The organism is Agrobacterium sp. GW821-FHT14E08 (assembly GCF_058803865.1).
The window spans coordinates 751837-770526 of the sequence record NZ_JBXAPJ010000001.1 but is presented as its reverse complement, the minus strand read 5'-3'; the positions used below and the strand labels follow the sequence as shown (position 1 = coordinate 770526).

Here is an 18690-nt window from a genome sequence, read left to right as displayed (position 1 = left end):
ACCATCGAAGCATGAAAGACGGCCCCCTGATCGCCAATGTCGCCGCGCTGATCGGCGACCCTGCCCGCGCCAACATCCTGACCGCGCTGATGGACGGACGTGCGCTGACCGCAAGCGAGCTTGCCGAAGCCGCTGGCGTGACCCTGCAGACCGCCAGCGGGCATCTATCGAAGCTCTCCGAGGCGCAGCTCCTGAAAGCGGAAAAACAGGGGCGTCACCGCTATTTCCGCCTTTCCGACGAGGATGTGGCGCATGTTCTGGAAGCGCTTATGGGTCTTGCCCAGCGCACGGGCGCGGTCCGCGTCCGCACGGGACCGAAGGACAAGGCGCTGCGGGAAGCGCGCATCTGCTACGATCATCTGGCCGGGGAGAGCGGCGTGGCGCTGCTTGCCGCCATCACCGCAAAAGGGCTCGTGACGTCAGGCGACGATCCCGCACTGACGGAGAGCGGGCGTGATTTCTTCTCAAGCTTCGGGATCGACCTTTCGCCGCTCGAAAAAGCCCGACGCCCGATCTGCCTGCATTGCCTGGACTGGAGCGAACGCCGCCATCATCTCGGCGGCGGGCTTGGCGCATCGCTGCTTGAGGCGATGCAGCAGCGCGACTGGCTGCGGCGCGGAAACGGCCGTGTGCTGACCTTCACTGCCAAGGGCGAAAAGGCGTTTAACAGCACTTTCAGCTGCGCACCCGCCTGATCTTTTATGTGAACAGGAGAGCCGGCGGCTTATTTCAGCCAGCCGGCGATACGTCCCACAGCCTCGGCTATATCCGACACGGAACCCGCATAGGAAATGCGCAGCGCCCTGTGGCCTTCCTCGGGATCGAAATCCATGCCGGGCGTCGCTGCCACATCGATTTCCGCCAGCATGCGCTTGGCGAAATCCATGCTGTCATTGGAAAAACGGCTGGTATCAACATAGGCGTAAAAAGCGCCATCCATCGGGGATGCAAGCGGCAGGCCGATCTCCGGCAGGCGCGCCATCAGGAAATCGCGGTTGGTGCGATAGCTTTCCCGGTAAACATCCAGTTCCTCCGCAGCCGAGAAGGCCGCCGTCGCCGCCAGCTGTGACAGCTCGGGCGGTGAAATATAAAGGCTCTGCGCCAGGCACTCGACCGGCCTGACCAGATTTTCGGGCAGGACCATCCAGCCGATGCGCCAGCCGGTCATGCAATAATATTTCGAGAAGGAATTGATGATCACGGCATTGTCGGTGATTTCGAGCGCGCTTGTCTCTTCGCCGACAAAGGTAAGGCCGTGGTAGATCTCATCGGAAATGAAAGCCATGTCGCGGCTTTCGCAATAGCTTGCCAGCCGCTTCAGCGCCTCGCGGCCGGTAACCGTGCCGGTCGGATTGGCCGGGCTTGCCAGAAGCACGCCCTTCAGCTTGCAGCCGGCTTTCGTTTCCGCCCGTTCGAGACTTGCCGGCGTCAGCGTATAACCGGTTTCGGCGGTGACCGGCACTTCCACGACATTGAGGCCGAGCGCCTTCAGAATATTGCGATAGGCCGGATAGCCGGGCCTTGCGATGGCAACATGGTCGCCCGCATCGAAAAGGCTGAGGAAAGCGAGATTAAAGGCGGCAGATGAGCCCGTGGTCACGGCGATGCGGGCCGGATCGATGGCAACCTGGTGGCGCAGCCGGTAATGGCCGGCAATCGCCTCGCGCAGCTCGCGCAGACCCAGCGCATCTGTGTAACCGATGCGCCCGTGTTTCAGCGCGGCCTCAGCCGCCGCAAGCGAGGCTTTCGGCGCGGGATGCGAGGGCTGGCCGACCGCCATGGAAATGACGGGGCGGCCCGCCTGCCTGCGCCTGTTCGCTTCCGCCAGGATATCCATGGCGTGAAAGGGTTCGACTGCGCTCCGCTTCGACATCGTAATCAAGGGCATGCTCTTTCCTGAACCGTATTTCAGAGACTTGCCGCAGAATCACAATCTTCACAATCATGAGATCATAATGCGGACAAGTATTTTTGCCGTATGGCATTTGGCTTAAAGTAAGGTAATTGCCTTCATAAGATTTCAAGAGGCTTCGGCCGAACAGAATGAGGACCGATATGGCGCATTTTCTCCGTTCCACCCTTCTCGCCAGCGTGACGGCCCTTTCGACGGTATTCGCCTCCCTGCCCGCCCATGCGCTCGACGAGCAGCAGAAGAAGGAAATGGGCGAGTTCATCAAGCAATATCTGATCGAGAACCCGGAAATCATGCTCGAGGTTCAGGATGCGCTTGAGCGCAAGCAATATGCGGCGCGCAACGCCAAGGCGGCGGAAGCCGTCGCCGACAACAAGAAGGCCATCTTCGAATCGAAATTCGATCTGGCGCTCGGCAACCCGGATGGCGACGTCACGCTGGTCGAGTTCTTCGATTACAATTGCGGTTATTGCAAACGCGCCATGGGCGACATGGACAATATCCTCAAGAGCGACAAGAAGGTGCGCGTCGTCCTCAAGGAATTCCCGATCCTCGGACCGGAATCGGTTGCCGCTCACCGCGTTTCCAATGCCGTGAAGCTGCTTGCACCGGCCAAGTACCCCGAATTCCAGCGCACCCTGCTCGGCGGCCGCGGACGCGCGAATGAGGACAGCGCCATGGAAGTCGCGACCTCGCTCGGCCTCAAGGAAGCCGATATCCGCAAATCAATGGCGGAGAACCCCAATGACGAGCAGGTGCAGGAGACTTACAAGCTGGCAACCAGCCTCGGCATCACCGGCACCCCCTCCTATATTGTCGGCGACGAGGCGGTTTTCGGCGCCGTCGGCGCGGACCCGCTGAAGGAAAAAATCGCCAATATGCGCAGCTGTGGCAAAGCCACCTGCTCCTGATTTCCAAAAAAGCCACTGCATTCCCTGTGAGATGCCGGGCAAGCCGGCGCTTTCCGGCTTGCGGGGGCTTTTCCTTGGCGGCTGCGCAGTCTATAGCTGTCGCTGATTTTCTTATGGAAACTTGAATGAGCAACATCATCATCGTCATCAACGGCCCCAATCTCAACATGCTGGGAAAAAGGGAACCGGGTATCTATGGTGGCAAGACGCTGAAGGACATCGAGAATGATTGCCTTCAAGCCGGTGCCGATCTCGGTTTCGCAGTGGAATTCCGCCAGTCCAACCACGAAGGTGTGCTCGTGGACTGGTTGCATGAGGCGGGTGAACGGGCGGTGGGCGTCGTCATCAATCCCGGCGCCTACAGCCACACGTCCATCGCCCTGCACGACGCCATTCGCGCGATTTCCACGCCGGTCGTGGAAGTGCACATTTCCAACATCCACGCCCGCGAGGAGTTCCGTCACAAATCGATGGTATCACCGGCGGCGAAGGGCATGGTCTGCGGTTTCGGACCATATGGATACATCATGGCGCTTCACGCGCTGAAGAACATCACGGCATAAAAAGAAACAAAGAATAGGGTTTGTCATGTCTGAAAAGAAACAGGGTATCGACAAGGAACTGATCCGCGAGCTCGCGAATATCCTCAATGATACCGACCTTTCGGAAATCGAAGTGGAGCAGGACGACCTGCGCATCCGCGTTTCCCGCGCCGCTCCGCCCGCCACGGTCTATGCCGCGGCGCCCGCCCCCTACGCAGTACCGGCAGCAGCGCCCGCTGCTGCTCCCGCAGTTGCCGCGCCCGCAGCGCCTGCTGCCTCCGCAGCGCCTGCCCGCAACCCGGCCAATACCGTGTCCTCGCCGATGGTCGGTACGGTCTATCTGTCGCCTGCCCCGGGCGCACGTCCCTTCATCGAAGTGGGTGCAACCGTCAAGGAAGGCCAGACCATCCTCATCGTCGAAGCCATGAAGACCATGAACCAGATCCCGGCTCCCAAGTCCGGCAAGGTCGTGGAAATCGTCGTCAACGACGCTCAGCCCGTGGAGTATGGCGAAGCCCTCGTGGTCATCGAATAAAGGCGGTTCAGCATGGTTTCGAAGATCCTCATAGCCAACCGCGGCGAGATCGCGCTACGTGTCCTGCGCGCCGCCAAGGAGCTTGGCATTCCGACGGTGGCCGTGCATTCCACGGCCGACGCGGACGCCATGCATGTGCGCCTTGCCGACGAAAGCGTGTGCATCGGCCCGCCGCCCTCGCGTGACAGCTACCTCAACATCCACCAGATCGTTGCGGCCTGCGAAATCACCGGTGCGGACGCCGTTCACCCCGGTTACGGCTTCCTGTCGGAAAATGCCAAGTTCGCCGATATTCTCGACGCGCACGGCATCACCTTCATCGGACCGACCGCCGAACATATCCGCATCATGGGCGACAAGATCACCGCCAAGCAGACGGCGCAGGAACTCGGCATTCCCGTGGTTCCCGGCTCCGATGGCGAAGTGAAGCCTGAAAACGCGCTCGAAATCGCCCGGACGATCGGCTTCCCGGTCCTCATCAAGGCGACGGCAGGCGGTGGCGGCCGCGGCATGAAGGTGGCCAAGACCGAAGCCGATCTGGAAGAGGCAGTAGCGACTGCCCGTTCCGAAGCGGCGGCAGCCTTCGGCAACGACGCCGTCTACATGGAAAAATACCTCGGTAAACCGCGCCATATCGAAGTGCAGGTTTTCGGCGATGGCGAAGGCAATGCCGTTCACCTCGGCGAACGCGATTGCTCGCTCCAGCGCCGTCACCAGAAGGTGCTGGAAGAAGCCAATTCGCCGGCACTGACAGTCGAACAGCGCATGAAGATCGGCGAGATCTGCGCGAGCGCCATGCGCAAGCTGAAATATCGCGGCGCCGGTACCATCGAGTTCCTCTATGAAAACGGCGAGTTCTATTTCATCGAAATGAACACCCGTCTGCAGGTGGAGCATCCGGTGACGGAAGCCATCACCGGCATGGATCTCGTGCAGGAACAGATCAGGGTCGCTTCGGGCCAGGGCCTGTCGGTCACACAGGCGGATATCGAATTCCATGGCCATGCCATCGAATGCCGTATCAATGCCGAAGACCCGCGCACCTTCGTTCCCTCCCCGGGCACGCTGACCTATTTCCACACGCCGGGCGGCCTTGGCGTGCGCGTCGATTCGGGCGCCTATCAGGGCTACAAAATCCCGCCCTATTACGACAGCATGATCGGCAAGCTGATCGTCCACGGCCGCGACCGTGACGAATGCATCCGCCGCCTGCGTCGGGCGCTCGACGAATTCGTCGTCGACGGCATCAAGACCACGCTGCCGCTTTTCCAGGATCTTCTCCAGAATGAGGATATTCTGAACGGCGATTACGACATTCACTGGCTGGAAAAATATCTGGCCGGTGACGCGTCTCACTAAGACGATATGGCTGGGCGGCGCAGCAGAAATAACGGCATAACGGTCGATATTCTGCTGCGCGCCTATTCCGCCGGCCTGTTTCCCATGGCCGATTCGGCCGATGATCCGGAGCTTTTCTGGGTCGAGCCGGAAATGCGGGGCATCATCCCGCTCAATGATTTTCACATTTCCAAAAGCCTCGCCAAGGCGATGCGCAAGAAGCCGTTCGAGATACGCTTCAACACCGCCTTCGAAGCTGTCATGGCCGGATGTGCAGCGGAAGCGCCGGACAGGCCGAGCACCTGGATCAACACCACCATTCGCAGGCTTTATACCGAACTGCACCAGATCGGCCATGCCCACAGCGTCGAGGCCTGGGAAGGCAAGGAGCTTGTCGGCGGTCTTTACGGTGTCTCGCTCGGGGCCGCCTTCTTCGGCGAAAGCATGTTTTCCCGCCGCACCAACGCCTCGAAGATCTGCCTCGTGCATCTAGTGGAGCGGCTGAGAGCGAGCGGCTTCGTACTGCTCGATACGCAATTCACGACAGAGCATCTCAAGACATTCGGCGCAATCGACGTGCCGAAGCAGGATTATGCGAAAATGCTCGACCTTGCCGTCAACCGGCCCAGCCTGCAATTCTGAAGACTTTACGTTAGGTTATTTGCTTGCCGTTGAGGGAGCAGGAACGTCCGATTCCTGCTTGCAGCCCGTCAGCCACACGTCGTAGATCGGGTGTTCAACGGCGTTAAGGCCGGGGCTGTCGGCGAACATCCAGCCCGTGAAAATCCGCTTAATCTTGCGATCCAGGGTGATCTCATCCACCTCGATGAAGGCGTCGATCTTCTGGGTTTCGGTCTGGTCTCGGGAATAACAGACTTTCGGCGTCACCTGAAGCGCGCCGAACTGCACGGTCTCATCGATATAGACATCGAAGGAAGTGATGCGGCCGGTGATCTTGTCGATGCCGGAAAACACCGCCACGCGGTTTTCGAGACGGGCGGCGGAGACGGGCGAAATGAGGATGACAGCAGAGACCGCTGCAAACAGCGAGACTGTCAGCGCACGCAAAGAACGATCCCGCGTGATTTTCCTCATACGATATGTCTCCAAATATTTGCCTGTGTCGAACTGCCGACCGGATCAACGCCTAAGGGCGGAATGTGGCAAAAACCGGTGAGGCCGGATGCAAGCGCGGTGTTTTGCACAACACCGCGCATCACAAGATGCTTAGTTGCCGGGTGTCCAGGCGTCGTAGTCGCCGGTCACGCGCGGGCGCTCGCCAGCCACGGCCAACGATCCCTGAGGACGGTAGGCCTTGGACGAACCGGTGAGGTTCGGCTGATGCGGCTTCTGCCAGTCGCGCGCAACGTAGCTTTCCTGGCTCGGCGGCACGTCGGTGCGGTAATGCATCCAGCCATGCCAGCCGGGCGGAATGGCCGACGCTTCGGCATAACCGTTATAGATCACCCAGCGGCGCGGCATGCCCCAGGAGGTTGTGCCGCCTTCGTAATAGGTATTGCCCAACTCGTCCTGTCCTACCTTCTTGCCGAAACGCCAGGTATGAAACCGCGTTCCGATCGTCTGGCCGTTCCACCAGGTGAAGATTTGCGTCAGGAGAGTCTTCATTCTACGTTCCTCGGGCTTGAATGCGCCGCAGCGATTTTCCGTGCACGGCACAAGACATGCTTATGCCGCCCCTCACGGCAATTGTCCAGCATTTCGAGATATATCCGCGCTATTTCAGCTTCATCCTGAAGCCTAAATGCCGCTTCTCGAAACCCAGCCGCTCATAAAAGCGATGCGCATCCAGCCGGGCCATGTTGGACGTCAGTTGCGCAGCGTTCAGGCCCTGACGGCGGGCTTCTTCCAGGCAATGATTGATCATCACCGCGCCGATGCCGCGACCGCGCATGTCGGCGCGGGTCTGCACCGCTTCGATCAGCATGGACTTCGCCCCTCGCCCGACGAGCTTGGTCAGGATCGCCGTCTGGAAGGTGCCGACCACCTCGCCATCCAGTTCCGCCACATAGAGCGTTTCGCTCGGCGACGCTTCGATGGCACGGAAAGCGGCGAGATAGTCCGGCTGCGCCGATTCTTCCGCCGTATCCCCGTGGCCGCCGATCTCGTCAGCGGCAAAAATGGCGGCGAGTGCGGGAAGATCGTCTTCGCGCGCCGTGCGGATGATCAGCTTCTGCAATGTCTCATTCATCGGGTCAGGCTCTTTTCCATAACAATGCCAGGCAACCCCTCGATGCCCGCCATGCGCTCGATTCGGTCAACCTCGACAAATCCGACGCCTTCATAAAAGGCGATTGCGACAGTATTTTTAGGCTCGACTTCAAGACGCATGATTTCCGCATCCGGAAAGCAGGTTTCGAGTTCGGCGAAGAGATCGCGGCCGACGCCCTGCCGCTGAAGGTCGGGCGCGACATAGAGCTGGTGTAGCAGGGCCGTCTTCGCCATTTTGGTGGACATGGAGCCATAGGCCATGCCGCCAATCCGCTTGCCGTCATCGGCCACCAGAAACTCGCCGCCCTTTTTTTCGATACGGTCCTTCATGGCCTGTGGCGAATGCCAAGCGGCAATCAGCTCATTCACCTTGTCCGCGCCGTAGATGGCGTCATAGGTCGCATGCCATGTCGTGGCGAGCAACGCCCGGACGGGTTCGATATCGCGCTGGCTTGCCGTGCGGATGAAAAACATGATCTGGCTCCGTCTTGAAACAGAAATGCCGGGCGTTGATCCCGGCAGAAGTGATGTCGAATTTCGATACTCAACGTCATCCTCGGCCCAAGAGCCGAGGATCCATGCATCCGCAGGCCGTGGATGGTCGGGTCAAGCCCGACCATGACGCCGTGCAAGAGGCATGCTTCCTTATCACTCTTCCTCGATACCGAGCTTGGCCTTCACCAGCGCCTGCACCGCCTGCGGGTTGGCCTTGCCGCCCGTCGCCTTCATGACCTGACCGACGAACCAGCCGGCGAGCGTCGGCTTTGCCTTCACCTTCTCGACCTGATCCGGGTTGGCGGCGATGATCTCGTCCACGGCCTTTTCGATGGCGCCGGTATCCGTCACCTGCTTCATGCCGCGCGTCTCGACGATTTCGGCAGGATTGCCGCCTTCGTTCCAGACGATTTCGAACAGGTCCTTGGCGATCTTGCCGGAAATGGTCTCGGCCTTGATGAGATCGATGATACCGCCGAGCTGTTCGGGCGAAACCGGCGTCGTCTCGATATCCTTGCCAAATTTGTTGAGCGCGCCGAGCAGGTCGTTGATGACCCAGTTGGCGGCGGCCTTTGCATCGCGACCGGCGGCCACAGCTTCGTAATAATCGGCAATCGCCTTTTCCGACACGAGGATCGAGGCGTCATAGACCGACAGACCAAGATCGGCCACGAAACGCGCCTTCTTGTCGTCAGGCAGTTCCGGCAGATCGACCTTCAGTGCTTCCACGAAGGCATCGTCGAATTCGAGCGGCAAGAGGTCCGGATCGGGGAAATAACGGTAATCATGCGCATCTTCCTTGGAGCGCATGGACCGCGTCTCGCCCTTGCCGGGATCGAACAGGCGGGTTTCCTGATCGATGACGCCGCCATCTTCCAGAATGGCGATCTGGCGGCGAGCCTCATATTCGATGGCCTGGCCGACGAAGCGGATGGAGTTGACGTTCTTGATTTCGCAACGCGTGCCGAAACCTTCGCCCGGACGGCGCACGGAGACGTTGACGTCGGCGCGCATCGAGCCTTCATCCATATTGCCGTCGCAGGTGCCGAGGTAACGCACGATGGAACGCAGCTTGGTGAGATAGGCCTTGGCCTCATCCGACGAGCGCATGTCCGGCTTGGAGACGATTTCCATCAGCGCCACGCCCGAACGGTTGAGGTCCACGAAGGACATGGTCGGGTGCTGGTCATGCATGGACTTGCCGGCGTCCTGTTCCAGATGCAGGCGTTCGATGCCGATTTCGATATCCTCGAAATTGCCCTGGCGGTCCGGACCGAGCGAAATGGTGATGGTGCCCTCGCCGACGATCGGGTCCTTGAATTGCGAAATCTGGTAGCCCTGCGGCAAATCCGGATAGAAGTAGTTCTTGCGATCAAAGATCGAACGATTGTTGATCTGCGCCTTCAGGCCAAGGCCGGTGCGAACCGCCTGCCGGACGCATTCCTCGTTGATGACGGGCAACATGCCGGGCATGGCCGCGTCAACCAGCGATACGTTGGAGTTCGGCGCATTGCCGAAGGTGGTAGAAGCGCCGGAAAATAGCTTCGAATTGGAGAGAACCTGCGCATGCACCTCCATGCCGATCACGATTTCCCAATCGCCGGTGGCGCCGGGAATGAAGCGTTTCGGGTCGGGGGTGCGCACGTCTACAAGGGTCATCTGAAGCTCACGATATACGGGTTCTTTGGCCTTGGTGGGTAGAACAAATGGCGCGCGGGCGCAAGACATGTTGCGCCCTCTCACGCCAGGCCCGGGATTTTCGCCAATACAGGATACGCGTTTTTTACATTTCCCGGCTTCAATTCACGTCATGGTGACGATCGCTCTCTGTTTCACGACCTATATTGCCTTCAATCTTTTCGTCTTTCTTGTCTATTGGCGGGACAAGGAAGCGGCGAGGAATGGCGGATGGCGCATCCGGGAAAGTACGCTGTTATCGCTTGCGCTGATTGGCGGCAGCCTGGGCGCAATCTCGGCACAACGGCTGCTGCGGCATAAAACGCGCAAGGAGCCCTTCCGCAGCATTCTGATATCGATCGTGATATTGCAGCTAGGCCTTGTCGCATCGCTCGCCATCATGCCGGACTGGCCGATGCGGCTGGTGGGCGCTCTGCAAACTCTATCTTAGAAAGCCGGCCCATAAAGACCGCTCTCGACCTCGGCCAATTGCTTCTGCAGGCCTACCGATTGCACCTCGCGATCGAGCTTCGGCGCATAGGAGACGGAGAGCCAGCGGACGCTGTAGCCATGGTGGCGGAAAAAGGCGACGGCCGGCTCATTCTGGGCGTGGGTTTCAAGCCGGATGGTCTCGAAACCCCTGTCCTCTATCAGCCTTTCGACATCGCCCAGCAGGTGGCTGCCGACACCTCTGCGATGAAAATCAGGATCGATCCAGAAATCGGAAATCGTCTCGTCGAAATGCTCCCGCGCCGCCCAACCCGCAACCGAGCCGCCAAACACCGCCACCCTGATCGCCAACCATGACGAGCGGGTAAAATTGGAAAAGGCGCTGGCTGCATTGTCGTAAAGGGTCGGGGTGATGCCGAGAGCCGCGGTTGCCTGTCGCCATGCCCTGAGGCCAATGGCCGCCAGAACCTCCGCTTCCTGTTCATACGCATTGCGAATGACGATCAAACCGCGCCCTCCATGGCTGGAGGAAGTAAAGCACCGGTAGCGCGATTCTGCCAGTGCAGCCCTGAGACGCAATCTCGATCCATGCGACCGCCCGCGCGGCGGAGGATGCGAAAACGCCGGACTTGACCGCAACGGCTTCGCCCGCTAACCAAAAGGCGCAAGTCAGGAGTTTTTATGTTCGCTCAATCGGAGTCCCGGTAAAGGCCCTGCCCGCAAGTTTCTTGCGCGCCGGGCCATGCTGAAACCGAGCCGGATGCCTTAACGGCACCCGGATTTGCTTTCACGCGTCTATATGACGCCGACCGGACTTCCAAAAAATGGACATTTCCCGCGCCGAACAGCGCATTCTGCACCTGCTCGCCCAGGGCGGCAGAATTGAACTCGTACGAGACGACGCCCACAAAATCGAAAAACTCGCGCTCTATACGCGTGACGGCTGGATTTTCAGCGGCCTCGATCTCCTCACCTTCCGCAAACTGAAACGGAAGAGAGCCATCGCTTCTTCCGGCGGCAAGCCTTACCGCATCACGACGCGCGGTCTGGAACTGGTGCGGGGTGAGCTGGACAATCGATGAAAAACAAACGGGCGGCATTTGATGCCGCCCGTTCGTGTAGAGAGCTTGGTGAATCCACTCACCACCACTTGGTGGGCGTGAACTTGCCGGCTGCCTGCTCGATGGCATGCGCCGTCTTGAACAGCGTTTCTTCCTCAAAGGGCTTACCGATGAGCTGAAGGCCGAGCGGAAGACCCTTGCCGTCGAGGCCGGCCGGAACCGAGAGGCCCGGAAGGCCGGCCATGTTGACGGTGATGGTGAAAACGTCCTGCAGGTACATTTTCACCGGATCGGAAGCGAGTTCCTCGTCACCGACTGCGAAGGCGGAAGACGGGGTGATCGGCGCCAGAATGGCGTCGACGCCTTCGTGGAAGACGTTTTCGAAATCGCGCTTGATGAGGGTGCGGACCTTCTGCGCCTTCAGGTAATAGGCGTCATAATAACCGGCGGACAGCACATAGGTGCCAACCATGATGCGGCGCTGCACTTCCTTGCCGAAACCGGCGGCGCGGCTCTTTTCGTACATGTCGGCAATGTCCTTGCCGTCGACGCGCAGGCCGTAACGGACGCCGTCATAACGGGCAAGGTTGGACGAGGCTTCCGCAGGCGCAACGATGTAGTAAGCAGGCAGCGCGTATTTGGTGTGCGGCAACGAGATATCGACGACCTCAGCACCGGCATCGCGCAGCCACTCGACGCCCTTGGCCCAGAGCTTTTCGATTTCTTCAGGCATGCCGTCAACGCGATATTCCTTCGGAATACCGATCTTCAGGCCCTTGAGCGACTGACCGATGGCCTTTTCGTAATCCGGCACCGGCAGGTCGACGGAGGTCGTATCCTTGGCGTCGACGCTCGCCATGGTCTTCAGCAGGATCGCGGCATCACGCACGTCACGGGCAATCGGGCCTGCCTGATCGAGCGAGGAAGCATAAGCGACGATGCCGAAGCGCGAACAGCGGCCATAGGTGGGCTTGATGCCGACGGTGCCGGTAAAGGCCGCCGGCTGGCGGATGGAGCCGCCGGTGTCGGTCGCGGTGGCGCCGGCGCACAGATGCGCGGCCACGGCTGCGGCCGAACCGCCGGAGGAGCCACCGGGCACCAGCTTCTGGTCGGAACCATTGGCGCGCCACGGGTTGATGGCCGGGCCATACCAGGAGCTTTCATTGGACGAGCCCATGGCGAATTCGTCCATGTTGAGCTTGCCGAGCATGACGGCGCCCTGATCCCAGAGGTTCTGGGTGACGGTGGATTCATATTTCGGCTTGAAGCCGTCGAGAACGTGCGAACACGCCTGCGTGTGCACGTCACGGGTGGCGAATAGGTCCTTCACGCCAAGCGGAACGCCTTCCAACTCGCCAGCCTTGCCGGCGGCGATGCGGTCGTCGGAGGCTTTCGCCATGTCGCGCGCCTTTTCAGGCGTCAAGGCGACATAGGCGTTCAGCGCGCCGTTCGCCGCATCGATGGCGGAGAGATAGGCGTCGGTCAGCTCGAGGGCGGAAAATTCTTTGGCCTTCAGCTTTTCGCGGGCTTCGGCAATGGTCAGGCTCGTCAGGTCGGTCATGGTCGGCAACGGCTTTCGAAATCTTGGAAAAATCGGGCGGCGGAGGCGGTCGCTTATTCGACCACTTTCGGGACCATGAAGAAGTCCCGGTCGGTCGCAGGCGCATTGGCGACAATGTCTTCCGCCTTGTTGCCGTCAGTCACCACGTCGGCACGCTTTTTCATCTCCACCGGGGTCACCGAGGTCATCGGCTCGACGCCGTCGACATTCACTTCCGAAAGCTGCTCGACGAAACCGAGAATGCCGTTCAGCTGGCCGAGCATATTCTGTGCTTCTTCTTCGCTGACTGCGATACGGGCAAGGCGCGCAACGCGCTTTACGGTGGCGAGATCGACGGACATGGTTCTACTCCGGTCAGAATTTTCCTACCCGCTATAATCACCATGTCCGCCATTCGCAACGGTAGAAAGCATGTCGCATCAAACTGTGTAACGGTTTTGCCGTCACGACATGCGTAAAAGCGAAAGGTCAGAAGGACAGCGCATCGCCCGGCTTGGGCGTGTGGACGCGCGCTTCCGATCCTTCCATGCCTGCCACGAACTTATCCGGGGTCTGGTCGATGATCGGGAAGGTGCCATAGTGGCAGGGGATTACATTTTCGAACTTGAAGAAACGCTGACACGCCAGCGCCGCCACGGCGCCACCCATCGTGAAACGGTCGCCGATCGGCACCAGGCCGATATCCGGCTGATGCAATTCGTTGATGAGTTTCATGTCGGAAAAGATGTCCGTATCGCCCATGTGGTAGACGGTCGGGCCATCTTCAAAATGCAGCATCAGGCCATTGGCGTTGCCAAGCGAATGCGAGACGCCATCCTCGGTGATCTGCGCCGAGGAATGCAGCGCATTGGTGAAGGTGGCGGAAAAGCCGTCGAAATGCACTGTGCCGCCAGTATTGCCCATATCGACCTTTGCCACACCCTTGGTCGAAAGCCAGGCGGCGAGATCGGCATTGGCAAGAACCGTCGCGCCCGTCTCGCGGGCAAGCTGGACGGTATCGCCCACATGGTCGCCATGGCCGTGAGTGAGGAGAATATGGGTGATACCTTCGGCAGCCGCCTTCCCGTCCTGCCCGGCAAAACCGGGATTGCCGGTGAAAAACGGATCGATGAGGATCTTCGCGCCACCATTTTCGAGGCGGAAGGCGGAATGGCCGAGCCAGGTGATTTTCATGAACTTTCTCCTTCGTGTTGCCGACATAGTGTGACATAGGACGGCCTTACAACCGCACTACCGGTATTTCAGAGAGGCGACAATGGCCGCGAATGATGACGAATACGTGTATGACGAAGCGACCGGCGAATGGCGGCCCGCTTCCGAACTGGCCGCCGAAGCATCGCGCGCAAATGAAGTCCGCGATGCCGCAGGTAATCTCCTTGCAGATGGCGATTCCGTGACATTGATCAAGGATCTGAAGGTCAAGGGCACCAGCACGGTCATCAAGCAGGGCACCGTGATCAAATCCATCCGTCTGACCGACAATCCGGAAGAGATCGATTGCAGGCATGAGGCCGTCAAGGGTCTGGTGCTGCGCACCGAATTCGTCCGCAAACGATAGGGCAGCGCGCCATGGCGATACTCACCATCGAGGAACTTGCGGAAACGCTTCAGCCCGCGCAGGCTATTGCCGGTCTCGACCTTGGCACGAAAACCATCGGGCTTGCCATGTCGGACCTGTCGCGGCGCTTTGCAACGCCGCGTCCCGTTATCAAGCGGGTGAAATTCACGCAGGACGCCGAAGTGCTGCTGGCCTTTGCCGAAAAGGAGAAGGTCGCCGCCTTCATCATCGGCCTGCCAATGAACATGGACGGCTCAGCCGGGCCACGTGTGCAGGCAACACGCGCTTTCGTGCGCACCATGGGTGAGAAGACTGCACTGCCCTTCATTTTCTGGGATGAACGGCTTTCTACGGTCGCGGCCGAGCGTGCACTCCTGGAAATGGATGTCTCACGCGCCAAACGGGCCGAACGCATCGATTCGGCGGCAGCGAGTTTCATTCTTCAGGGCGCGCTCGACAGGCTTTCGGCACTTGCCCGCGCGGCCGACTGACGGCCCCGCCACCAATTGGCGATCTGCTTTCTCCTGCGGAATGCGACAATCGCAAAAACGATGAGGCTATCGACCGCTATGGCGCGCGCAACGAGCGGCGGCAGGCTTTCCGGCGGCAGGCCGAGAATATTGCCGTAGATCTGGAATACCAGATCATGGGTCTCGCGCGTCAGCATATAAAAACCGAAGCTCATGTCGTAGTAGGAAAGCCAGTACCAGCTGCCCAGCAATGCGACGGGGCCTGCCCAGAGGATCAGAAACCACTTCATGCCGTCTGCCCCCGCGCAAACATCGTGTCGGGGACGCCGGCAAGCACCGCCCAGCGCACCAGAGCCATCAGGCAAAGGTTCAACGCCGGCGCGTCGATATCCAACGGCAGCATCACAAAAAACGTCATCATGACGCCCAAAGCTGTCCAGCGGCTCACTTGCGGCTCCCTTATGCGCAATCATTGCGCATGGTTAACACTTCGTTAATTCACACTGGACCGGCTGCTGTGACGACGCAAATAAAAGCTGTGATTATGGTTAACACGGACGGATGGTCTGTGGACAAGCGTGCGGCCAAGTCAAAGGACAGCGCCGCCGAACGGTTGCCCGCCGGTGAAAACACGGCTGATTTTCCCCTGGTCCCACGCCAGCCTTCAAGTGCAGGACATATTCCCGCCCTCCTGAAGCGGCTTAGCCGTAAACGCCGCGCACCAGCCTTTTGACGGCGGTGACGATCTTGTCCCAGTCGCGGTCGGATTTAAGCGGCACGCCGGCAAACTGGCCGCTGGTTGCTGCGGAAATGACGAGGTGCTGGATGGCGGCGAACAACACGGCGTTGACGGCGGCAGTGTCCACACCCTTCGGCGCCGCCAGCGAACCGCGCATGCGCTCCAGCCATTTGCCAAGCGATTTGGCGCGGGCTTCGGCAAGCTGCCTCACCTGCGGCGAACCATCCGACACTTCCCAGGCGATGATCTTGCAGACGAGAGGATCGCTGCGCAGCGCATCCATGAAATAAAGCGCCAGCTTTTCCATGAGATCGCCATAGGTGAGAAGAAACATGCCGCCGGTGTCTTCGGGAATACGGTCCTTCACCCAGGAGCCGAGGTCCTCGCCGATCGCCTCGATCAGGCCGTCCAGACCGCCGAAATAACGATAGATGAGTTGCTTGTCACAGCCGGCGCGACGGGCGACCGCGTTAATGCCGAAACCCTGAAAACCCTCTTCCGCCAGCAGCGATCGCGCCGCATTAAAAATCACCTTCTCGGTTGCGGCGCGATCCTTGACGCGCTTTTCCGGTCTGTCGGCTGAAATTGCCTCTGCGGTCGCCAGCATGCTTCCCTACCCGTCTTTTAAAAAGGCCTGACTCAAGGGGTTAACAAAGCATGAAGACAAGGACAATGCGGCGGCGCAGTTGGGGAGAAGGTTCCTGTGGATGAGTGGAAATCGAAGGCTGTTGTCTCCGAAATTCACGGCAGAGATATCACTCCAGCGCCATGCCGAACCAAACGGTGCCGGGTGTTTCGTGGCTTTCAAGACGTTTGAAGCCGCGTGTTTCCCAAAAGCGCATACCCGCATTGTTGCGTTCGCTGGCACCGAGGTGAATGCCGTAGACGTTGTTTTGCCTTGCCATATCCAGCCAGCGCGACAAAAGCCGCGTGCCGCCGCCCTTGCCCTGCGTGCGCGGCAGAAGGTTCATGTGGATATGGGCCGGAAACGGATCCGTGAGCCAGGTCGGCGAGCGACGTGGGTGGTGGATGAAATAGGCCCGGCGCTGGTCGGCGTCCCATGTCTGCGGGTCGCCGCCGGGGTCGGGATAAAGGGCGCGCAGATGCGGCCACCATTCCTGCTCCAGCCGCTCGTCATGCAAGGCCGTATCGAGCGCTCCGGCGATGTAACCGCAGACACCCTCCTCGTCCTCCGCCACAAAAACGGCATCGGGCCAAATATGCAGGTAAGGCACGGAATAGATATGGCCCACCATGCGGCCGTCACGATAAAGCGGCGTCGCGTCTTCGCCGGCGTCACCGGTTGCAAGACTTATGGCGTAAAGTGCGTCCTCATCTTCCAGACGGGCGGAACGAAAGGTCAGCATCTGCAGCCGCCTTCCATTACCGCGCCACGACAGATAAATGCACGCTCCACGCCACCGCTTTTTTTCAAATCCGAGCCCCCTCCCGCCGGGAATGCAACAACCATCAGCCCTTCGTCACTCAGGACGCGGGCGGATAGAGAAGATCGATAATATAATTGGGATCGAAGCGGGAATCGAGCATGCCGTAAGTATGGCGCCAGCCGCCCGCAAGACGGGTTTCCAGGAAAGCATCGGCGATCTTGCCGGCACCGAGACGGCAAAGCTCGGCGGCAGCGGCCGCAAGCGCGAATTGCTCCACCAGCAGGCGGGCCGCCCCTTCATCGCGCTCGGCAAGGGCAATTGCGGCGCGCAGAACATCGGTAGTCTTTTTGCCGGCAGCGCCCAGATCCCGCTCCAGCGTCTGGAAGACGAGATCGAACAGATCCTTGCCACGCTGAAGAACACGCAGCACATCCAGCGCCATGACGTTACCGGAGCCTTCCCAGATGGCGTTGACGGGTGCTTCACGGTAGTGGCGGGCAATCGGCCGCTCTTCCACGTAACCGTTGCCGCCAAGGCATTCCATCGCTTCGTAGATGAGCGCCGGCGCGATCTTGCAGCACCAGTATTTCACGATCGGCGTCATGACCCGCGCATAGGCGGCTTCCGCCGGGTTGTTACGCGCGGCGTCGAAGGCCGATGCCAGCCGGAAGGAGAGCGCCGTTGCGGCAGCCACATCAAGCGCCATGTCGGCGAGAACGCGCGTCATGATCGGCTGGCTGACCAGCATCTTGCCGAAAACCGAACGCCCGCGGGCGTAATGTACCGCTTCGGCAAGCGAGGCGCGCATCATGCCGGCCGACGCCAGCGCGCAATCGAGCCGGGTCAGCGTCACCATGTCGAGGATGGTGCGGATGCCGCTGCCGGGATCACCGAGAAGATAACCGAAAGCATCGGTGAATTCGACTTCGGCCGACGCGTTGGAGCGGTTGCCGAGCTTGTCCTTAAGGCGCTGGAAGTGCAGGCCGTTCTTTGAACCATCCTCCAGATAACGCGGCACCAGGAAACAGCCCATGCCGTCGCCCATCTGGGCCAGCATGACGAAACCGTCGCTCATCGGCGCGGACAGGAACCATTTGTGACCGGAGAGACGATAGATGCCCTCACCCACGCGCTCGGCCGTGGTGCGGTTGGCGCGCACATCCGTGCCGCCCTGCTTTTCCGTCATGCCCATGCCGATGGTGACGGCGGTTTTCTGCAGGGCCGGCTTTTGCGAGGAATCATATTTGCGCGACAAAATCTTCGGCGCCCATTCCTTCTGCACACGCGGCGAGGCCATGATGGCGGCGACGGAGGCGCTGGTCATGGTCAGCGGGCAGAGATGCCCGGCCTCGAGCTGCGAGGTCAGATAGAATTTGGTGGCGCGGGCCTTGTGTTCGTTGCCGCGTGTTTCGGCCAGATTTTCCCAGACGCTGGAATGAAGGCCCGATGACATGGAGCGGCGCATCAGCGCGTGCCACGCAGGGTGGAATTCCACCTGATCGAGACGTTCCCCGCGCGGGCCGTGGGTGTGCAGCTGCGGCACGCCCTGATTGGCCATGCGCGCCAGTTCCTGCGCCTCGTGCGAGGTGACGTAGCGCCCGAGCTGGTCGAACTCTTCTCTCAGATTGCGTGACAGGCCGGAGGTGAGGTCGACGATCAGCGGATCGGAACGATAGGCATTGATACCGGACCAGAGGCTTGGCTGGTTCAGTTCGGCGAGCGTTTCTTCTGTCCGGGAGTTCTGGGTCATCAACTGCTTCTAGCTGCTTTTTACTCGAATTGCATAGTGGGGTGATATTGCAAAATCCTGCCCACAGGAAGCGA

25 protein-coding genes are annotated in these 18690 nt (G+C 60.0%); 10 read left to right on the top strand and 15 right to left on the bottom strand.

Features of this window, described 5'->3' with window-relative positions; all coding sequences use genetic code 11:
- Nucleotides 1-11: 11 nt before the first annotated feature.
- Complete coding sequence (locus tag AC1ROR_RS03775; protein WP_498588623.1) at nt 12-695, top strand: ArsR/SmtB family transcription factor; 684 nt, start codon at nt 12-14, stop codon at nt 693-695.
- 29 nt (nt 696-724) lie between these two features.
- Here AC1ROR_RS03775 and AC1ROR_RS03770 read toward each other — a convergent pair whose 3' ends face one another.
- Nucleotides 725-1882, bottom strand: a complete 1158-nt coding sequence (locus AC1ROR_RS03770; RefSeq protein ID WP_035218860.1) for a pyridoxal phosphate-dependent aminotransferase — start codon at nt 1880-1882, stop codon at nt 725-727.
- A gap of 173 nt (nt 1883-2055) precedes the next feature.
- Here AC1ROR_RS03770 and AC1ROR_RS03765 point away from each other — a divergent pair, with 173 nt between their 5' ends.
- The 5 genes from AC1ROR_RS03765 to aat all read left to right on the top strand — a co-directional run bounded on the left by AC1ROR_RS03765 (nt 2056) and on the right by aat (nt 5880).
- Nucleotides 2056-2823, top strand: a complete 768-nt coding sequence (locus AC1ROR_RS03765; protein WP_003521455.1) for a DsbA family protein — start codon at nt 2056-2058, stop codon at nt 2821-2823.
- 125 nt (nt 2824-2948) lie between these two features.
- On the top strand, nt 2949-3386 hold the full coding sequence (gene aroQ / locus AC1ROR_RS03760) for a type II 3-dehydroquinate dehydratase (protein WP_035217571.1): 438 nt from the start codon (nt 2949-2951) through the stop codon (nt 3384-3386).
- Between the two features lie 25 nt (nt 3387-3411).
- Nucleotides 3412-3900, top strand: coding sequence for an acetyl-CoA carboxylase biotin carboxyl carrier protein (gene accB / locus AC1ROR_RS03755; RefSeq protein WP_082184173.1), 489 nt, complete (start codon nt 3412-3414; stop codon nt 3898-3900).
- Between the two features lie 12 nt (nt 3901-3912).
- Entirely contained in the window at nt 3913-5259 is a 1347-nt protein-coding gene (accC, locus tag AC1ROR_RS03750; protein WP_059752741.1) for an acetyl-CoA carboxylase biotin carboxylase subunit, read from the top strand.
- A 6-nt stretch (nt 5260-5265) separates the two neighbouring features.
- Complete coding sequence (aat, locus tag AC1ROR_RS03745) at nt 5266-5880, top strand: leucyl/phenylalanyl-tRNA--protein transferase (RefSeq protein WP_142172023.1); 615 nt, start codon at nt 5266-5268, stop codon at nt 5878-5880.
- 15 nt (nt 5881-5895) lie between these two features.
- Here the strand turns inward: aat and AC1ROR_RS03740 are convergent, their stop codons facing one another.
- From AC1ROR_RS03740 to gatB, 5 genes are all read right to left on the bottom strand, one after another.
- Nucleotides 5896-6333 (bottom strand): DUF2155 domain-containing protein, encoded by a 438-nt coding sequence (locus tag AC1ROR_RS03740; protein WP_082184171.1) that lies wholly within the window; start codon nt 6331-6333, stop codon nt 5896-5898.
- 132 nt (nt 6334-6465) lie between these two features.
- Nucleotides 6466-6864, bottom strand: a complete 399-nt coding sequence (locus AC1ROR_RS03735) for an NADH:ubiquinone oxidoreductase subunit NDUFA12 (protein WP_003521463.1) — start codon at nt 6862-6864, stop codon at nt 6466-6468.
- Between the two features lie 109 nt (nt 6865-6973).
- Nucleotides 6974-7447 (bottom strand): GNAT family N-acetyltransferase, encoded by a 474-nt coding sequence (locus tag AC1ROR_RS03730; protein WP_080834220.1) that lies wholly within the window; start codon nt 7445-7447, stop codon nt 6974-6976.
- Complete coding sequence (locus AC1ROR_RS03725) at nt 7444-7941, bottom strand: GNAT family N-acetyltransferase (RefSeq protein ID WP_035217585.1); 498 nt, start codon at nt 7939-7941, stop codon at nt 7444-7446. The genes AC1ROR_RS03730 and AC1ROR_RS03725 overlap by 4 nt, the downstream gene beginning before the upstream one ends.
- 174 nt (nt 7942-8115) lie before the next feature.
- Nucleotides 8116-9621 carry an Asp-tRNA(Asn)/Glu-tRNA(Gln) amidotransferase subunit GatB gene (gene gatB, locus AC1ROR_RS03720; RefSeq protein ID WP_080834218.1) on the bottom strand — a complete coding sequence of 502 codons (1506 nt, stop codon included), beginning with the start codon at nt 9619-9621 and terminating at the stop codon, nt 8116-8118.
- A gap of 151 nt (nt 9622-9772) precedes the next feature.
- On the opposite strand from gatB, the gene AC1ROR_RS03715 reads away from it, so the two are divergent.
- Entirely contained in the window at nt 9773-10090 is a 318-nt protein-coding gene (locus tag AC1ROR_RS03715) for a DUF1294 domain-containing protein (RefSeq protein WP_498588622.1), read from the top strand.
- On the opposite strand, the gene AC1ROR_RS03710 is transcribed toward AC1ROR_RS03715, so the two are convergent.
- Complete coding sequence (locus tag AC1ROR_RS03710) at nt 10087-10596, bottom strand: GNAT family N-acetyltransferase (protein WP_498588621.1); 510 nt, start codon at nt 10594-10596, stop codon at nt 10087-10089. The genes AC1ROR_RS03715 and AC1ROR_RS03710 overlap by 4 nt on opposite strands.
- 317 nt (nt 10597-10913) lie before the next feature.
- Between AC1ROR_RS03710 and AC1ROR_RS03705 the strand changes: the two genes are divergently transcribed.
- Nucleotides 10914-11171, top strand: a complete 258-nt coding sequence (locus tag AC1ROR_RS03705) for a YjhX family toxin (RefSeq protein ID WP_003521470.1) — start codon at nt 10914-10916, stop codon at nt 11169-11171.
- A gap of 58 nt (nt 11172-11229) precedes the next feature.
- Here the strand turns inward: AC1ROR_RS03705 and gatA are convergent, their stop codons facing one another.
- The 3 genes from gatA to AC1ROR_RS03690 all read right to left on the bottom strand — a co-directional run bounded on the left by gatA (nt 11230) and on the right by AC1ROR_RS03690 (nt 13884).
- A complete protein-coding gene (gene gatA / locus AC1ROR_RS03700) occupies nt 11230-12711 on the bottom strand; it encodes an Asp-tRNA(Asn)/Glu-tRNA(Gln) amidotransferase subunit GatA (protein ID WP_080834215.1) in 1482 nt (493 codons plus the stop codon).
- Between the two features lie 53 nt (nt 12712-12764).
- Nucleotides 12765-13052: an Asp-tRNA(Asn)/Glu-tRNA(Gln) amidotransferase subunit GatC gene (gatC, locus tag AC1ROR_RS03695; RefSeq protein WP_003496362.1), complete on the bottom strand. Its 288-nt coding sequence runs from the start codon at nt 13050-13052 to the stop codon at nt 12765-12767.
- A 127-nt stretch (nt 13053-13179) separates the two neighbouring features.
- Nucleotides 13180-13884, bottom strand: a complete 705-nt coding sequence (locus AC1ROR_RS03690) for a metal-dependent hydrolase (RefSeq protein ID WP_035217592.1) — start codon at nt 13882-13884, stop codon at nt 13180-13182.
- 82 nt (nt 13885-13966) lie between these two features.
- Between AC1ROR_RS03690 and AC1ROR_RS03685 the strand changes: the two genes are divergently transcribed.
- The gene (locus AC1ROR_RS03685) at nt 13967-14269 is read left to right on the top strand and encodes a zinc ribbon domain-containing protein YjdM (RefSeq protein WP_035217595.1); all 303 of its coding nucleotides are present in this window, start codon (nt 13967-13969) and stop codon (nt 14267-14269) included.
- A gap of 11 nt (nt 14270-14280) precedes the next feature.
- Complete coding sequence (gene ruvX / locus AC1ROR_RS03680; RefSeq protein WP_080834213.1) at nt 14281-14760, top strand: Holliday junction resolvase RuvX; 480 nt, start codon at nt 14281-14283, stop codon at nt 14758-14760.
- Here the strand turns inward: ruvX and AC1ROR_RS03675 are convergent.
- The 5 genes from AC1ROR_RS03675 to AC1ROR_RS03655 all read right to left on the bottom strand — a co-directional run bounded on the left by AC1ROR_RS03675 (nt 14712) and on the right by AC1ROR_RS03655 (nt 18616).
- Nucleotides 14712-15029 (bottom strand): DUF6105 family protein, encoded by a 318-nt coding sequence (locus tag AC1ROR_RS03675; RefSeq protein WP_498588620.1) that lies wholly within the window; start codon nt 15027-15029, stop codon nt 14712-14714. The two genes, ruvX and AC1ROR_RS03675, sit on opposite strands and share 49 nt — an antisense overlap.
- Nucleotides 15026-15187: a hypothetical protein gene (locus tag AC1ROR_RS03670; protein ID WP_498589191.1), complete on the bottom strand. Its 162-nt coding sequence runs from the start codon at nt 15185-15187 to the stop codon at nt 15026-15028. Before AC1ROR_RS03670 ends, AC1ROR_RS03675 begins: the two co-directional genes overlap by 4 nt.
- A 253-nt stretch (nt 15188-15440) precedes the next feature.
- Nucleotides 15441-16085, bottom strand: a complete 645-nt coding sequence (locus AC1ROR_RS03665; RefSeq protein ID WP_498588619.1) for a TetR/AcrR family transcriptional regulator — start codon at nt 16083-16085, stop codon at nt 15441-15443.
- A 148-nt stretch (nt 16086-16233) separates the two neighbouring features.
- Nucleotides 16234-16845: a GNAT family N-acetyltransferase gene (locus tag AC1ROR_RS03660; RefSeq protein WP_498588618.1), complete on the bottom strand. Its 612-nt coding sequence runs from the start codon at nt 16843-16845 to the stop codon at nt 16234-16236.
- Between the two features lie 118 nt (nt 16846-16963).
- A complete protein-coding gene (locus AC1ROR_RS03655; RefSeq protein WP_035217610.1) occupies nt 16964-18616 on the bottom strand; it encodes an acyl-CoA dehydrogenase family protein in 1653 nt (550 codons plus the stop codon).
- Between the last annotated feature and the right edge of the window lie 74 nt (nt 18617-18690).

Coding starts and splice junctions, on each gene's coding strand:
- AC1ROR_RS03775 (WP_498588623.1), top strand. CDS start 12: ATGAAAGACGGCCCCCTGATCGCCAATGTCGCCGCGCTGATCGGCGAC.
- AC1ROR_RS03765 (WP_003521455.1), top strand. CDS start 2,056: ATGGCGCATTTTCTCCGTTCCACCCTTCTCGCCAGCGTGACGGCCCTT.
- aroQ (WP_035217571.1), top strand. CDS start 2,949: ATGAGCAACATCATCATCGTCATCAACGGCCCCAATCTCAACATGCTG.
- accB (WP_082184173.1), top strand. CDS start 3,412: ATGTCTGAAAAGAAACAGGGTATCGACAAGGAACTGATCCGCGAGCTC.
- accC (WP_059752741.1), top strand. CDS start 3,913: ATGGTTTCGAAGATCCTCATAGCCAACCGCGGCGAGATCGCGCTACGT.
- aat (WP_142172023.1), top strand. CDS start 5,266: ATGGCTGGGCGGCGCAGCAGAAATAACGGCATAACGGTCGATATTCTG.
- AC1ROR_RS03740 (WP_082184171.1), bottom strand. CDS start 6,333: ATGAGGAAAATCACGCGGGATCGTTCTTTGCGTGCGCTGACAGTCTCG.
- AC1ROR_RS03735 (WP_003521463.1), bottom strand. CDS start 6,864: ATGAAGACTCTCCTGACGCAAATCTTCACCTGGTGGAACGGCCAGACG.
- AC1ROR_RS03730 (WP_080834220.1), bottom strand. CDS start 7,447: ATGAATGAGACATTGCAGAAGCTGATCATCCGCACGGCGCGCGAAGAC.
- AC1ROR_RS03725 (WP_035217585.1), bottom strand. CDS start 7,941: ATGTTTTTCATCCGCACGGCAAGCCAGCGCGATATCGAACCCGTCCGG.
- gatB (WP_080834218.1), bottom strand. CDS start 9,621: ATGACCCTTGTAGACGTGCGCACCCCCGACCCGAAACGCTTCATTCCC.
- AC1ROR_RS03715 (WP_498588622.1), top strand. CDS start 9,773: ATGGTGACGATCGCTCTCTGTTTCACGACCTATATTGCCTTCAATCTT.
- AC1ROR_RS03705 (WP_003521470.1), top strand. CDS start 10,914: ATGGACATTTCCCGCGCCGAACAGCGCATTCTGCACCTGCTCGCCCAG.
- gatA (WP_080834215.1), bottom strand. CDS start 12,711: ATGACCGACCTGACGAGCCTGACCATTGCCGAAGCCCGCGAAAAGCTG.
- gatC (WP_003496362.1), bottom strand. CDS start 13,052: ATGTCCGTCGATCTCGCCACCGTAAAGCGCGTTGCGCGCCTTGCCCGT.
- AC1ROR_RS03690 (WP_035217592.1), bottom strand. CDS start 13,884: ATGAAAATCACCTGGCTCGGCCATTCCGCCTTCCGCCTCGAAAATGGT.
- AC1ROR_RS03685 (WP_035217595.1), top strand. CDS start 13,967: ATGGCCGCGAATGATGACGAATACGTGTATGACGAAGCGACCGGCGAA.
- ruvX (WP_080834213.1), top strand. CDS start 14,281: ATGGCGATACTCACCATCGAGGAACTTGCGGAAACGCTTCAGCCCGCG.
- AC1ROR_RS03675 (WP_498588620.1), bottom strand. CDS start 15,029: ATGAAGTGGTTTCTGATCCTCTGGGCAGGCCCCGTCGCATTGCTGGGC.
- AC1ROR_RS03665 (WP_498588619.1), bottom strand. CDS start 16,085: ATGCTGGCGACCGCAGAGGCAATTTCAGCCGACAGACCGGAAAAGCGC.
- AC1ROR_RS03660 (WP_498588618.1), bottom strand. CDS start 16,845: ATGCTGACCTTTCGTTCCGCCCGTCTGGAAGATGAGGACGCACTTTAC.
- AC1ROR_RS03655 (WP_035217610.1), bottom strand. CDS start 18,616: ATGACCCAGAACTCCCGGACAGAAGAAACGCTCGCCGAACTGAACCAG.